The organism is Parabacteroides chongii, assembly GCF_029581355.1.
GTDB lineage: Bacteria > Bacteroidota > Bacteroidia > Bacteroidales > Tannerellaceae > Parabacteroides > Parabacteroides chongii.
In genome coordinates this window covers 2,562,909-2,578,908 of record NZ_CP120849.1, presented here as the reverse complement: position 1 = coordinate 2,578,908, position 16,000 = coordinate 2,562,909, and the positions used below count along the sequence as shown (strand labels likewise).

Annotated in this window: 11 protein-coding genes; 3 read left to right on the top strand and 8 right to left on the bottom strand. The window is 42.9% G+C overall.

The window, feature by feature from the left end:
* Positions 1-216: 216 nt before the first annotated feature.
* Complete coding sequence (gene hutI, locus P3L47_RS09595) at positions 217-1,467, bottom strand: imidazolonepropionase (protein WP_122362793.1); 1,251 nt, start codon at positions 1,465-1,467, stop codon at positions 217-219.
* Positions 1,468-1,708: 241 nt separating this feature from the next.
* Entirely contained in the window at positions 1,709-4,735 is a 3,027-nt protein-coding gene (secDF, locus tag P3L47_RS09590) for a protein translocase subunit SecDF (RefSeq protein ID WP_122362792.1), read from the bottom strand.
* A gap of 170 nt (positions 4,736-4,905) precedes the next feature.
* On the opposite strand from secDF, the gene P3L47_RS09585 reads away from it, so the two are divergent.
* Both P3L47_RS09585 and P3L47_RS09580 read left to right on the top strand, forming a co-directional pair.
* Positions 4,906-5,931 (top strand): DUF4468 domain-containing protein, encoded by a 1,026-nt coding sequence (locus tag P3L47_RS09585; RefSeq protein ID WP_277783464.1) that lies wholly within the window; start codon positions 4,906-4,908, stop codon positions 5,929-5,931.
* An 11-nt stretch (positions 5,932-5,942) separates the two neighbouring features.
* Complete coding sequence (locus P3L47_RS09580; RefSeq protein WP_199715729.1) at positions 5,943-6,485, top strand: DUF4468 domain-containing protein; 543 nt, start codon at positions 5,943-5,945, stop codon at positions 6,483-6,485.
* An 18-nt stretch (positions 6,486-6,503) separates the two neighbouring features.
* Here the strand turns inward: P3L47_RS09580 and P3L47_RS09575 are convergent, their stop codons facing one another.
* The 3 genes from P3L47_RS09575 to P3L47_RS09565 are packed head-to-tail and all read right to left on the bottom strand — an operon-like array spanning position 6,504 to position 9,185.
* Positions 6,504-7,619 (bottom strand): endonuclease/exonuclease/phosphatase family protein, encoded by a 1,116-nt coding sequence (locus P3L47_RS09575; RefSeq protein WP_122362789.1) that lies wholly within the window; start codon positions 7,617-7,619, stop codon positions 6,504-6,506.
* Positions 7,616-8,494 (bottom strand): rhomboid family intramembrane serine protease, encoded by an 879-nt coding sequence (locus tag P3L47_RS09570; protein ID WP_122362788.1) that lies wholly within the window; start codon positions 8,492-8,494, stop codon positions 7,616-7,618. Before P3L47_RS09570 ends, P3L47_RS09575 begins: the two co-directional genes overlap by 4 nt.
* On the bottom strand, positions 8,475-9,185 hold the full coding sequence (locus tag P3L47_RS09565) for a rhomboid family intramembrane serine protease (RefSeq protein WP_122362920.1): 711 nt from the start codon (positions 9,183-9,185) through the stop codon (positions 8,475-8,477). The genes P3L47_RS09570 and P3L47_RS09565 overlap by 20 nt, the downstream gene beginning before the upstream one ends.
* A gap of 183 nt (positions 9,186-9,368) precedes the next feature.
* Between P3L47_RS09565 and P3L47_RS09560 the strand changes: the two genes are divergently transcribed.
* Positions 9,369-9,641: an HU family DNA-binding protein gene (locus P3L47_RS09560; protein ID WP_277783463.1), complete on the top strand. Its 273-nt coding sequence runs from the start codon at positions 9,369-9,371 to the stop codon at positions 9,639-9,641.
* Positions 9,642-9,985: 344 nt separating this feature from the next.
* On the opposite strand, the gene P3L47_RS09555 is transcribed toward P3L47_RS09560, so the two are convergent.
* The 3 genes from P3L47_RS09555 to P3L47_RS09545 all read right to left on the bottom strand — a co-directional run bounded on the left by P3L47_RS09555 (position 9,986) and on the right by P3L47_RS09545 (position 15,996).
* A complete protein-coding gene (locus tag P3L47_RS09555) occupies positions 9,986-13,138 on the bottom strand; it encodes a fimbrial protein (protein ID WP_277783462.1) in 3,153 nt (1,050 codons plus the stop codon).
* Positions 13,139-13,174: 36 nt separating this feature from the next.
* Positions 13,175-14,803, bottom strand: a complete 1,629-nt coding sequence (locus P3L47_RS09550; protein ID WP_277783461.1) for a fimbrillin family protein — start codon at positions 14,801-14,803, stop codon at positions 13,175-13,177.
* A 71-nt stretch (positions 14,804-14,874) separates the two neighbouring features.
* Positions 14,875-15,996, bottom strand: coding sequence for a hypothetical protein (locus tag P3L47_RS09545; protein ID WP_122362785.1), 1,122 nt, complete (start codon positions 15,994-15,996; stop codon positions 14,875-14,877).
* Between the last annotated feature and the right edge of the window lie 4 nt (positions 15,997-16,000).

Here is a 16,000-nt window from a genome sequence, read left to right as displayed (position 1 = left end):
ATGCGATTTCTAAAATTTTCAGCCAAAGTAGTAAAATAATACGGATATCCTGCAGGAAAACTTCATCCAGTACTGAAACAATCATTTTGCCACCCTATTGGCAGACTTCTGCCATACTAATGGCAAGGTACTGCCAATACGATGGCAGAGCCTTGCCATTAGCATGACAAAACCTTGTCACCGTCATGACAAAGGCAATACAGACTCATAAGGACATCAAATCATATACAGAATACCATCCTTAATCACCGTATCCACAATGTTCATTCCTATATTATAAGGCAGGAACTTATAAGACGGATGTTTCAACAGTATCAGATCCGCTTTCTTACCGACATCGATACTTCCGGTCTTCCCTGCCAATCCCAAGGCTGCAGCACCGTTTATAGTCAGAGCGGTCACCGCTTCTTCGGGTGTCAGTTTCATCTGAATACATGCCAGGGCAAATAACATCGGAATGGAACAGGAATAACAATTTCCCGGATTATAATCGGAAGCCAAAGCAACCGCACAACCGGCATCTATCATTTCACGCCCACGAGGATACGGTTTGTTTTGTGAAAAAGAACTGAACGGAAGTAAAGTAGCCACAACCCCGCTACGTGCCAAACGCTTAATACCCTCGTCTGAAACATGCAGCAAATGATCAGCACTGACTGTTTTCAGCCGGGCAGCCAATTCCGCCCCGTCAAAAGACGCCATTGAATCCGTATGCATTTTCAGTTTGAAACGCTGGCTGCGGGCTGCACGAAGCAAACGTTCTGCCTGCCGCAAAGAAAACAAGCCCTGGTCACAATACACATCACAGAAAGAAACCGACCTTTCCAAACGTAGCTCCGGTAAAATCGTTTCTATCATATAAGTGATATAATCGTCTGTCTGATGCATATATTCGGATGGAGTAACATGTCCTCCGAAATAGGTAGATACAACATCTATCGGATGCTCTTCATTCAGATCGGACATTACACGAAGTTGTTTCAGTTCCGTCTCCAGATCCAATCCATAACCACTCTTTCCCTCTACGGTCGTCACTCCCATGTTGAACATTTCATCCAGACGCTCATAACCCGTTTCCCACAGTTGTTCAAAATCACATGAACGAGTAGTACCGACAGTCCCCAAAACATCTTCACGATATTCTCCGGCAGACAAGGAGCCATTTCCCTTTAAACGTTCGGAAAAGATCGTTTCCCGGTAACCTCCGAAAAGGAAATGCGTATGGCTGTCTACAAAGCCGGGAAGTAACGTTCGTCCCGTTGCATCGATTTCCAGATAATCATCCGCATCGACTGTACGTAAAATCTCACTGGTCGGACCGACATGTGTGATTATACCGCCGGAAATGACGACGGCACCATCGTCTATAATATGAAGGTTAGACATTTCCGCACCTCTTTTGGCTGCAAAACCGGAGCAGGTAATAACTTGCGAGGCGTTCCTTATTAGTAATTTATCTCCTTCCATTTTCTCATTTCATTATTCAGGCCCAAACACATGTCAAATCTTTCTCCGACAATAGCCTACCCGAATGTAGTCTAATTGATGACGTTTTAATTCTTACCCACAATTCGTTAAAGTGGGCTACAAGGTAATTATTTAGATGTAGCCGGACAATCCCGTTTTATATGTTTAGAAGCATATCACAAAAAGAAAAGGCCACCCCAATACGAGGTGGCCTTTTCTGTAATTCTATGATTTCTGCTTCTTACTTGGCAATTTCAGCTGCAGCTTTCTTGTTTATTTTCTTCTTCTGCAATTCGTATGCAATCGGAGTTGCAACAAACAGAGTAGAATAAGTACCGATGATAATACCCAACAGGATAGCGAACGTAAAGCTACGGATTGTGCTACCACCCAGGATAAAGATACACAGTACAACAACCAATGTAGTCAATGAGGTATTGAATGTACGGGATAATGTAGAGTTCAATGCGTCATTAATTACCTGGTAACGGTCACGTTTCGGATACAGACCGATCGTTTCACGGATACGGTCGAATACAACCACGGTATCATTGATAGAGTAACCGATAATCGTCAGGATAGCCGCGATAAATGTCTGGTCGACCTCCATAGAGAACGGCAACACTTTCCATAATAATGTATAGAAAGAAATGATACACAATGTTGTTACTGCAACAGATGCAAATGCACCGATTGAGAACGATACATCACGGAAACGAAGCAGGATATAAGCAGCCATACAGAACATCGCGAAGATAACCGCCATGATAGCGCTGTTCTTGATGTCGTCAGCCATACTCGGTCCAACTTTCTGAGAACTCTGGATATAAGTCGTTGTGAACTGATCCAATGTCGTACCTTCCGGAAGCAACGGCTTAACACCTTCGAACAACAGATTTTCGATTTCCTGGTCTACTGCAGGATCAGCATCGTCGATCTTGAAGTTGGTAGATACACGAACCTGGTCCGGAGTACCGATCGTGATAACACTTACAGCACCATCCAACTTTTCGTCCAGCATATTACGAACTTCATCCGTCTTCACGTCCTGATCAAAACGAACGATATAGTTACGTCCACCTGTGAAGTCGATACCATTATTCAAACCGATTGTCATCATGGAGATAGCTCCCAGAACGATAATACCGGCAGGAATCAGATAACCGATCTTACGGGCACCCAGGAAGTTGATCTTCGGATTAGTCAACAGGTCTTTTGTGATAGATGTTACGAACGTTACATTCTTCAGTTTATCTTTAGCCAGCAATGCTTCGTAAACGATACGAGTCAAGAAGACTGCTGTAAGGAAAGATGCGAACAGACCGATGATCATCGTAGTTGCGAAACCACGGATAGGACCTGTACCGAAGTAGAACAATACAACACCCGTAATGATAGATGTCAAGTTGGAGTCGAAGATAGCAGAAAATGCATTGCTGTAACCGTCGGCAATAGCTTTACCTAACGACTTGCCTGCACGAAGCTCTTCTTTTGTACGTTCATAGATCAATACGTTCGCATCGACTGCCATACCCAGCGTCAACACCATACCGGCAATACCCGGCAAAGTAAGTACAGCCTGGAAAGAAGCAAGGATACCCATTGTAAAGAAGATATTCAATACCAAAGCACCGTCGGCAATCAGCCCCGGGATAATTCCGTAGAATGCACACATATAGATCATCAACAGGATCAATGCCAGTGCAAATGAGATAACACCTGAACTGATAGCTTCCTGACCCAGTGACGGACCGACTACGTCTTCCTGTACGATATGTACAGAAGCAGCCATCTTACCTGATTTCAATACGTTGGCTAAGTCCTTCGCTTCTTCCGGAGTGAAGTGACCTGTAATCTGAGAACGACCGCCGGTAATTTCATCGTTTACGTTCGGAGCAGAATAAACCATGTCATCCAAAACGATAGCGATTGCTTTACCGATATTTTCTTTTGTCAGACGAGCCCATGCTTTAGCTCCTTCTGCGTTCATAGCCATACTAACCTGCTGTTCTGAACGGCCAGCCTGCTGAACGAAGTCAGCGTTAGCATCCGTTACAACGTCACCACCCAAAGCGGGTGTACCGTCACGGTTAGTCACCTTGATAGCATATAATTCGAAGAACTGTTCTTTTTCGTCGATAGCTTTCACACCCCATTTCAAAGACAGGTTGCGAGGCAATACGTCCTTTACCTGCTTCATAGCCAGATATTCGTTGATCTTAGGAATGTCTCTTACGTTAGCCACACCAACAGATGCACCACGTCCTAACTGACCATTATACTGGTTGATCTGCAATAAAGCAAACAACGGATGCTGTTTTGCAAATTCTTCCATCGACTGGTTAGCCTGAGTTTCAGGTTTGTCCTGAGCGATCTGCTGTAGCAAAGAATCAGCTTCGCTTGTAGCAGCGGCATTGTCAGTAACGGCTTCTGTCGCTGTTGTTTCAGCACCGTCAGCAGCAACAGTTTCTGTTTCAGTAACAGTTGCTTCGTCTTGGTGTTCAGCCAGAACAGTTGCCAATATATTATCGGCAGCAACCAACTGCTGGTAAACTTCCGGTAACTGATAAGTTTCCCAAAATTCCAGGTTAGCACTGCCCTGTAACAATTTACGTACACGTTCAGGTTCTTTTACACCCGGAAGTTCCACCAGGATACGTCCTGCTGTTTCCAAGCGCTGGATGTTAGGAGATACCACACCGAAACGGTCGATACGGGTACGCAATACGTTGAATGAATTATCAATAGCACTTTTCAACTCATCTTTCAACACTGCAACAACCTGAGCATCTGTGCTCTGAGGAGTAATTTTATCTTTCAATTCGAAAGTACTGAAAACGGCAGACAGGCGTGCTCCATTGTCCAGGTTCTTGTATTCTTCTGCAAACAAGTCAATAAAGTCCTTTTGACTGGTTGCCTGGCGTGCATAGGCCAAATCCAATGCTTTGTTGAAGTTCTCATCCTGGTTGTTATTTGAAAGTGAGCGGATCACATCAGCCACATTCAACTCCAGAACGACGTTCATACCGCCCTTCAGGTCAAGTCCTAAACTAATTTCCATTTCACGGCACTGCTTGAGCGTATAGCCCAGCCACACCTTCTGAGTAGATAATGAGTCTAAATAAAGACTCTCTTTCGACGGATCCCCGCCTGCATACTCAGCGGCTTTATTGTTGTAATATCTTGTTACAAATGAGAACGATAGATAGAACAAACATACAAGCGTAAGTAACACCGCGAAGACCTTTACAAATCCTTTGTTTTGCATTTGAATCTTGAGTTTATGTTATTACATTATTTATTTTCGTTTTTTCACAGGGTGCAAATATAGGCTTTTTTTCTTTGTCAAGTAGTAATTAGATTAATTATTTGTCACTCTCATAGTTAATTTCAAACACAAATATATATCTTTGCCTGTAAAAAAACACAGAATTCACCATGAAACAGTTATTTTTATTCCTTTTATTCATTCCTTCCCTGTTGATTGCGCAGGAAGATCAGAAGTATTTAGCCGGAGCCGTACCTGAAGACGGCGGCAAAGTTATCTTTACCAAAGAGATAAGCATGCCCTCCCTCTCAAAGGATCAGATGTATGACATTATGCATAACTGGGCCGAAAAGTTCTTCAGCGAAGAAGGCCGCCGGCTGGTTTATTCAGATAAAGACAAAGGCGATATCGCTGCAGTAGGCGAAGAATACCTGGTATTTCAGAGTACGGCACTCTCATTAGACCGCACGATGATGAACTATCGCGTAACGATTGAATGTGAAAACAATGCAGCCACTATCAAACTGGCCGGTATCCGTTACGAATATAATGTTTCTTACCAGCGCGAACCGGAGAAATATACCGCAGAAGAATGGATTACCGACAAATATGCCCTGAACAAGAAAAAAGACAAGCTGAATCGTGGCAACGGTAAGTTCCGTCGTAAGACAGTCGACTTCGCAGAGACAATGTTCCAAAGCGCCGATGCGGCATTCGGCATACAGCCGGCCGGCGTAATCGTTCCTGCTTATGCAGTTGTTCCTGCACAACAACAGCAAGTGGCACAGGCAGCAGCACCTGCCCAAAATATCACTCAGGCTCCGGTCGGTAACAATACTGAAGTATGCCAAGGTCTAACCGCCTTCGAACCGGGAAAGGTTCCGGCTACCTTATTGAATATGTTACCGGAAAGTAAAATGGAAATAACTCCGGCTGAGAAGGATAATCTGGTGGAACATTACGCCACCTGGAAAGAAATGGGCAAAATGTTCGGAAAGAACATCGCATCCATCTCTATCAGTCCGGAAAGCGAAGTCTATAAAGCGATCAGAGATAACGACATCTATACTATTTCTTTCAAGAAACAAGATGATCCTGAAACCTGGTTCATGATCCAGTGCATCAAGCAGGGCGAATCCAGCGAAGGTCCGCAGAAAATAGTTATTGGTGAAATACTTAACGTATGGATCAGATAAACAGAAGGATTATGAAGAAATTAACAATCCTGCTCTTGCTGATATGCCCCATGCTGATTATGGCACAGGGGCATAAAGGTAATGTCGAGTCATGCGCTCCCATGAAAGAGGGAAAAGTATGTTACAGCGACGAAGTAGATGTCGAAGGCATGAAGAAGGGCGAACTGTTCAATGCGATCGACAAATGGGCCAAAAAGAACTATGGAAAAGATGTTTTCCTGTCAAGCGTCACTTCCAGCAAGTCGAAAGGGACTGTATTCATCAACTCCAAAGTGGAGCTACTCCTGAATGAAACAGATAAAACCATCATCAAATATAAAATGAGGATTTATTGTTTCGATGAGAAGTACACCATCGAACTGACTGATATCACCTATCAGTATGATCCGAATAACGAAAAGAAATACAAGACTTATCCGGCAGAAAACGTGATTGCGAATAACGGGAAAAGTAATACGATTGCTTTGATCAAAGACCCGTTGCTTTTCTGCAATGCAACTTTCTTTTTTGCAGAGAACCTGTTCGGAGATGTATTCGATGCAGTAGAAGATTAATAAACAATGGAGGAATATTTATTCCTCCATACTCAAATAGCACCATAACGGATAATGATCCGAATAACGTATCTTGTCAATCGTACAATTCATTGACTTCATATTCTTTGAATGCAGGATATTATCAATGCGGAACCAGAACATATTCTGATTATAAGTTACTCCCATACCCAGCCCCGACTCAGCGAATGAATCGACCAAAGGTCCCTGTATTGTACGATGTGCATAAGAGATGGGAGTATCGTTAAAGTCTCCGCAAACCAAGACATAGTCACCTTTTGCCCTGGCAACCTCAGCAGCTACAGCTTCAGCCTGTTTAGCACGTATTTTAAAAGCCGGTCCTAACTTTTGCTCCAAAGCCCCTTTAATTCCGTCAAAAGTATCCGTACTAATATTCTTAATAAAAGCCGTATAGCGGCTCCGGTCTTCCATCGTCAACTTAAATGATTCAAGATGATTGTTGATAAGGGTCAGTTTCTTTCCTTTCACATTCAGTTCATGAACAGAAGAGCCGTTGAACTCACTTTCATATTTTATTCGCCGGGAGTTTGAGATAGGATATTTGGAAAAAACGGCAATACCGACATTCAGGTACCCCGATGAATTAATAGGAATAACAGAACGATACGGATACATATCCAACGCCTGATAAACCTTCTTGGGAGTAAGAAAACGATCCAGTTTACCTACCGCATATTCCTGCAGACAGACAATGTCTGCTCCCGAATTAGCGATATATTCAATAATCTTATTAGGAGATTCTTTTGTATGGTCTTTATAGGCAAATCCCATCACATTATACGTAAGTACCTTCAGTACATTTTCCTGTGGAATGTCTTTTACCCGGCTATGGTAGGGAAAATACTTTTTTACAGGTCCCCAACAGATCAGAAAAGAACACAGTCCGATCAACAGGAAACGCCACTCCCATAAAAACAACCAATAAAGCACAAAACAAAGATTCAGGACACATAAAATAGGAAAGGCCAGTCCCAAATATGAAAAACCCAGCATTGTATCCGGAGAGACACGGTCTGAATATGCTGAAGCAATCAACAGCACAACGATCAAAACATTGGCAAGAACAAACAATGATTTGAACAACAGCTTCAGTGTCTTCAATCCCTCACTCATTTTTTACTGGCATCGAATAGTTGTCTCTTTTCATCGGCAGAAAGACTTTCGTACCCGGAACGCTTCAGTTTATCCAGGATAGCATCGATATCAGCCGACTCCCTATGTTTACGGGCATTATATTCATAATCTGTTTCTGCCCGTTTATAAGTTACTTTCATTTTAGGCTTTCTCTTTCCTAAATTAACGACCCGATCAAGCAGGCGATTCATAGGCCCCGTCAAATCCTTTCCTTCTTTTATCCGCACAGCAAACCAAATTCCGAACAAAGCGCCGCCAATATGTGCAATATGCCCACCCGCATTATCGGATGTTATGGCCAGCAGATCGATTACAAATGTGAACAGAGCCAAATAGATCAGTTTTATCCGCCCGATCAGGAACAAATTAATTTCCAAATCCTTCCGGTAGAATGATACGGCAAAAACAATAGCCATCACAGAAGCAGATGCGCCCATCAAGTAACTGGAAGAAGCTACTGTCTGGAAATACGGGAAGATATTATAGGCAAGCATAAACAGCACTGCCCCGGCAATACCGCCTAACAAATACAGGCCGCCCAACTGTCGTTCGCTGAAAAATGTAAGGAACAATCCGCCGAACCAGTACAACCAAAGCATATTAAAAAGAATATGCAGGAAGTCAAAATGGGTAAACATATAAGTAATAACCGTCCATGGCCGGTACATCAGCAATTCCGGCGACGAAGGCATCTGCAAATATTGCAGGAAAGGTATACCCGGAATATTGAAAAGCAAAAACAACACTCCCAGCAATCGGATCAGGATAAAAAGCCCTACATTAATATATATAAGCTTAACCAATATACTTCCTGCCCGAAACGTATTCTTCAGATTAGTAAAAATACTTTCCATTGCCTGCATCTTTCTTTTTCCAGTAGCGAACCATAAAAAAGCCGAACAACATACCGCCTAGATGGGCGAAATGTGCGACCGTGTCTCCACCAAAACTGGAAACACCCATAAATAGTTCAGCCAAGCCGTAAAACACGACAAAATATTTAGCTTTAATAGGGATCGGAATAAACATAAGGAACAAAGGGACATTCGGAAACAGCATGGCAAACGCCAGCAGGATACCGAACACGGAACCCGAAGCGCCTATCGTAATCATCATATTCAGCGACGGATCCATCCGAACCAATTGGAAAAGCGTCAACCCATTGGCACTCGCAAAAGACTGAAGGGAATATGCCCATACCAGTTCCTGTATGATACCGGCACCGATACCCGTCACGAGATAGAAGGTAAGGAAACGCTTCGGTCCCCACACATTTTCAAGAACACGCCCGAACATATACACCCCGAACATATTGAAAAAGACATGTGCAAAGGAATGCGTATCGTGCATGAACATATAAGTAACGAACTGAAACGGGTAAAAATCTTTCACACCCGGAAAGTGCAAACCCAATAGTTGCACCAAATCTATCCCTACTTTCGGTAAGACCAGACTGGCCACCCAAAAAAGCAGGTTGATAATGATAAGGTTTTTTGTAACGGGCGGTATACTATTCAAGAACCCGGAGCCATTTTGATTCATCATATACATATCAATTTGCGGCAAAGGTAAATATATTTTGATTGTTTTTTCTTCAAATAGTACTAAAACATAGTAAATCAATAAAAAAAACTATCTTTTTCTTTGCAGAATATTAAATAAAAACTACATTTGGATCGACTTTTAGGCTATCACAGATTTGTTTAATATATTAATTATCAATCCATCATGAACAAAACAGAATTTATCACAGCTGTTGCAGAAAAAGCTGGTTTAAGCAAGGCTGACGCAAAGAAGGCAGTGGATGCTTTCGTTGAAACAGTATCCGACGAAATGAAGGCTGGAGGAAAAATCGCTCTTTTAGGTTTCGGTTCTTTCTCAGTAACAGAAAAAGCAGCCCGTAAAGGCGTTAACCCGAAGACAAAACAACCCATCGAAATCGCAGCCCGCAAAGCAGTTAAATTTAAAGCTGGTGCAGAGCTGAACGACAAGATAAAATAAGAACTGATAAAAAAATAATTCCAGAGAACATCACTGCCCCCTGGAACCCACACTAGTATTAATATTAAACTTACCTGATTTACAGGTCAGTATTTTATTTCGAATTAATGATGACGGGGAATAATCTTTCCCGTCATTTATTTTATACAAAGATGCTGCTTTTCAATCTATTATTCTCAACTTTATGGTTCTGATACCGCACTTCATGCCTCAAGAAGATCTCTTTATAAACAACTGACTTTATTAGAGTTTCATTTTTCAAAACCAAAAGAGTTTCCATTGCATCTAATTGCTTCGCAAAACAACAGACAGCAACAATGGTTCAAATTTCGAAAGCCTGGTTGTTAGTCTTTTGGTTTCACACAGCGAATTCCCACATAATTAGGTCCGGTAGAGTCTTTTGCATATTTTTCCCCCCAAAAACCATAGTTGTACTGATCGTTCCCTGCTGGTAAAACCAAATAGGCATTATTACCATCAGTTGTCGCAGTCCAGATAAGCGCATCGATTTTGGTAAAACTACTCGGCCAATCAAGAGATGTAGCTCCATTATTTGTGCCCGAAATCAAATTATTATCCATTGTTGATCCGTTCAATCCAAAAATCAGGTATGTCTCACTGAGGGTAGGCAACCTCCAGCCACCACCATCTTCCGTCTTAGCCGCACATACCGAACTAGCTGTAGCCCAAGTGCCTGTTCCATTATTTGCGTTAGCCACTAAAAGCTTCGGTGCCACTTTATTATCAGCAACAGTCGTCGATAGTGCCGATGAGCTTACTCCTGAACTACCGCTTCGGGAAGTTATCAATACACCTACACTACCATATGTTTGAATATTGGGATACTTCGTCCCTGCAGAAGGATCAGTATATACGCATCTGGCAGCATTATAATTAGTCGGATCCACCCCTTTAGGGTAATTGGGCAAGTCGAACGGTATTTGAATATATTGCCCCGCATCTCTTTGCGTAGTCGTCCAATAATTATACTGGTGATACCAACCTACCAGATTTGTCTTTCTATTCGTGTCATAAATCAGACCTCCTAATGCACCTCTATAAGCCATAGCAGTAGCCATTTCACCCAGAGTCGGAACACGCCATCCTGACCCTATATTTCCACACAACGTCTGAGCCTCACTCAAGGGCATAGCTTTAGGTGTTCTATCCGGGTTTAAAATTCTTAAAGGATTCACATGAAAAAGAGGAGCTGCTCCTGTTTCACTGGTATAAGAGTTTGTCTCCGAGTTTATATACAAATCGATAGTCCTATAAAACGGATACCTTTCATCTCCACCAGTGGATGGCTTTGTATGCATCTCGTTTTTAAATGTAATCCGGACTGTTCCGTTTCTATTGGCAGCCCACAGAGCGCTCTTAATTCGTAAGAGAAAAGTCTGAGTAGTCCCTACGATATCCTGTTTGGCTGCATCATTACCAGACAAATATCCTGCATTACTCTGAGATTGATATACATCTCCATAGTCTGCAACAAGTTCACTACTCGTACTACTGCCTATGACTTCTATTTTTTCTATTTTCCAATTGACATTAACAACAAGTGGTAAATAATGTGTCATCCCCAAAGGTATTTTGTAAGTATACGGAGTGCTTCCAACCGGATAGTCTTCAAGAATAAAATCCAGGCTTCCCTGATTGATCGGGCATGTCACTTCCCCCAATTCACGGTTAGAGACATCATATAATCTAAATTTCAGATGTTCCTGACGCCAGGCATCTGTACCAGCCTGGGGTAACAATGTAATCGCCTGAACTCCATTGAATAACTCATAGGGGGTACCTTCTGTTATAGTACCTGAAGCTGGAGGAGCCCCTATACCCGGAACTATCGTTGCATACTGCAGAGCTGCAGTAGTACCGGATGCCGTACGGTCCCGACTCACTGTCACACCGGCAGAAGTCCACATTGCATAGACTGTCTGCGCAACAAGGTCACCATGCGTATTATCCATCGGGAAGAACAAACCATTTGTCAGCTCATTCCCGTAAGCATCGACAAATTTGATCATCCCCGGCTCCTCGACATATTGTTCTATGGATATTGAATGTGTCAAACGGCCAGCCGTTATCGTAAGAGTTGCGCGACGTGTCTGCCCTACATCGTTCCAGTAATAAGGAAAATTCAGAAAAATTGCGCCATCTGTATTTGCACTTCCGGTTACAGCGGTACCATTCGAGAAGTTCAGCCATCCTCCTGAATCCGTAATAACAGCTTTCCACCCTCCAGGACTATCGGTAAACACATCGATCTTATAAGACACATTTTCGTATTGCCATACTCTTATTGCCGATTCGCTTACTCCAAGCATATATTGGCCGTTGTATACGATATCTGAAATTTTATCACGGTTATAGGCGATTAACCGAACATTCAGATTGGTCATCGTTCGATACGACTCAATGGCTTCTTCCATGGTCAGGTAGCCAATACCGGAAGCTTCCTTTATATTGATAGTATATTTGTAATTTCGTTTTAACGGCATATAGTCAGCAGTTCCTGACTTCAGGAAATCGACCCGATAATAATAAGACGTGTTATCACCTGTCATTTTACCTTTTACAATCAGACAGGTTGCATCCTTACGGCTTACCGCACCATCATTAGGGCTACCATCCGAATTGCTGGCTGCATCTGCAGCAGCAATAGCTTCATAAGTATAAATTTCCCCCAGATAGCTTGCCGCTCCATCGACTGAATAACTATAAGGTGATCCAGTTCTATCACTGTTACCCGGAATCATCGGATCATCCGGTTCCGGATCGCTTAACAATCCTGTTCCAGAATCCCAGGCAGAAGCAATATATCCAACTGTATTATAATTAGCCAGATAAACATTCTCCACTGTAAAATTCGAAGCCTCGTTATTAATATCGATCCGGGCGAGCATACGTACCAGATTGATATTGATTATAGGATCCATCTCGGGATAAATCTTCGAAACTTCTTTTTCTGCGTACATAGGTATCGGTGTATACCCCGAAGAGGTGGAACCATTAGCCGGCCATGCCACCGTCGAAGAGTGCGTCAGCTTCGGCATTATTTCAGCCTTTGTCTTCCCTATATCTGAGTCCTGAATAATCGAAGAAAGCGACTGGTTTGCTACCATCACAACACGAGCCTTTCCGCTGGTACGGGGTAGTTCCGCTGAAAAAGTCACCGTAGAAGGATTTTTACTCAAATCCTGTGTAACATTTGTCGCCACTACCCGCGCCAAAAGAACCTCCGGACTTTGCGCAGCATCGAATACAAGAATATCAACAGTCTTCACTTCGTCTTCCTTGTTGTTTGTCCCCTCCATCGTACGTGTAGATACAGACGGAATACTGACATCAGGAACCGTTAAAGTAAAGCTAACCGCATTTCCGATTGGACGTGGTCCGACACTATACTCATCCGAACAACCCACAAAGCCGATCATCACCAGCAATATAAGTGATAAGATGTTGAATCCGGGTGTTGAATGTATATATTTCATTATTCTGTTTCCTTTCTTAAAAAATATTCTTTACAATTAAAGTGCAGGCACTACAATCGTCAAAGGCGGATTATTGCCGTTTGTATTCTTCAGGGTGAGGGTAGCCGTTTTACCGGTTGGAGCATTGGCTTTGTAATAATAATAAAGTGCATCGCCATTTCCCCCGTTCGCTCCAATAATCGTCTCCGTATTCAGAAGTATATCATCCGGATCAGATACACCAGTCACCTCCCAGGTCCACGCACCAAGATCACCAGCACTCGAATCACCTGCGTATCCCGAAGCAAAAACGAGCTTATAGCGGGGTACTACACCTGAAACCCCGGAATTATCCAGAATTCTTGAAGCTGTCATCCAGTCAGCAAGCCCTTTGTATTGTTTGATTCTCATTTGGTGTATCAAATTACCTGCCTTGATATTGAACAAAGTATTCCGGCTATTTTCTGCGCCGCTATAACTCCCCACATTAATCTCAAGCTTATAAGTATGCACACCTGACGAGACAGTCCCATCAGACCTGTAAACCGTAGCCCAATCGAGTGAAAGATATTGCTCATAATTTCCGGGCGCACTAATACTGCTTAGATACGCACCTGCAGGATAGCCCGTTTCCGGGTCCGTATCCAGTTTATAATTCGTTTCAACATCTACAAATACTTGTGCACCATTACCCGCCAGTTCAATCGATTTATATTCGACATTCAGATAATACTGCTTATCAAAGATCACATTCACCGGATTCGTATCCCACGGTAAAGGTTGAGCTGTTATCTCGAATATCTTATCGGATAGGGTTATATTATAGTTTATATATTCACCCGATTTCCACGTATGTGCACTGGCAGCAACAACTTCCCGGAGATTAAATTCGTTAGTCCCCCAATTGGTTGTTATAACGATTTTGGCAGTCGAAGAGAAACTGTTCGTCGGTAACATGAGAAACGTATCCCCGATCTGAGCTACAGTACCCGTCACCGTATTACCGGAAGTAATCGTAGAAGTAACAGTACCTGTTGTAACATTACTCCAGGAAAATGCCGGTTTAGCAGGAGAAGAAAACGTAGGAATTTCTGTGACAACAAGCTTCCCGCTTTTCCCTATATCCTGAAACTCTATTTTATTTATAGTCACGACATCCGGAGCCGGGGCCACTTTCTTGAATGTAAAAGAGACCTTCGTCAGGGTATGGTAGAAATGTATACTTACCGGGCTTTTCCAGGCCAACGATCCTGATACAGCAGTCAGCACATCCACATGATTGGCTGCATCAGTATTTGCCGTATAATCCAAACTTAACTGCCCGGCTGTAAAACTCGCGGTAGGCGTATAGCTACCATCGCAAGGATACCACGAAAAGAACTTCAGCCGATCCGTTGCTTCATCAGGCCAGTACCGGATCGGTGATAATGAAGCTGTATAATCATCGTTCACTTTCGCTTTGGTATCTTCAAAGTAAATCTGTTCACTCGATGATGCGGGTATTCTCGAAGCATAAATACCAAAATTCAGTCCCAGCAGGTCTGCATCCGAATCAATAGCCGTACCTTTGGTGACACTGGTACCCTCCGTCACGATCGAACGCACGACTATCTGTTCCGTATCCATACCACCGCCTATCATCTTCTCACAAGAAGAGAGGGCAGCCGTAAGAATGACAGCTGTCACTGTATATTTTAGCTTATTTATATAAATCCCAAATTTCATCATCCATTATTTGCGTATGCCCGCCGAAGGGATCACAGCTTTATATCTAAATCGATGTCTTGTCTTGTACCCCAGTCTTCAACGGTGACCTGATATATGTCAATCTCAAAGACTTCCCCTACATAGGCCGTTATTACATATACATTATTTCTCCGGATTTCAGTAAAAGACACAGCTTCTACATCCTCCGAAGTTCTTTTGGTGACTGTTTCTATCGGTCTTTTATCCATACCGACAGACAAAGTCGCTTTTTTAAAGTTAGCCATACTGATAGCCAACCTGTCAGTATAGTTTGAACGGAAGATACGTTCGGCTGTATAGAACGAACAGAGTAACTGTTGGTTCTTTGCACCGGTAGCAGAAGAATACTGCCAGGTTGTATCTTTTGTTGCAGTCCATGTCTGATTGACTAAAACACCATCAGCCACACTGCCCATAACCTTGCCGTAATTCTTCGATGCAGTGGCGTTACCACGCGTACCGTTGGCTTCGTTCCCCATCACAAAATAGCTGTTATAGGAAAGGTTATACAAGGTAACGCTACTGGCCTCCGTGTCAGCAGTTTGTTTAAAGTATCCGATCTCATGCTCAGAATCTTTCCGGACTCCCAGATAGACATCTACCCTCGCTACGGCACGTTCGACCACAATCTTCACTGTTTCTGTATAGCCGTTAGCAACCGCTACATCCCGGATTACTCCAACCATAGGCATACCGGTAGTAGCAACTACCTCCTGACCACTGCTGTTCAGAATCCGGGCAATATCATACGTTACATTCTCCAAGGTAGTCATGTCGTCAATGAGATCGAGTTGTCCCGTCAACTCTGTCGGCTCATTGATGATCACCACCACAACCTTATCATCGTTGGGGGTGACCTCTACCTCATTTACTTTTATATCTGTCGCTGTTTCCGGCGACAGAACTTCCGAATAAATATTTTTATCCAGTTTCACTGTAGCCAACGACGCATCGTCAAATATGATAAACCGAATGGTTTTTATTAACTCCTGCCTGTCTTTATCCGTATCATCAACCAAATTGACCTGAAGAGATGCCCGGGTAGCCAAAGGAGTAATAATCTCTTTTTCACCACACGAGACCAAAGTCACGGCAAGTACAAAGAAAACTATATGTAATAGTCTATATATCATTTCA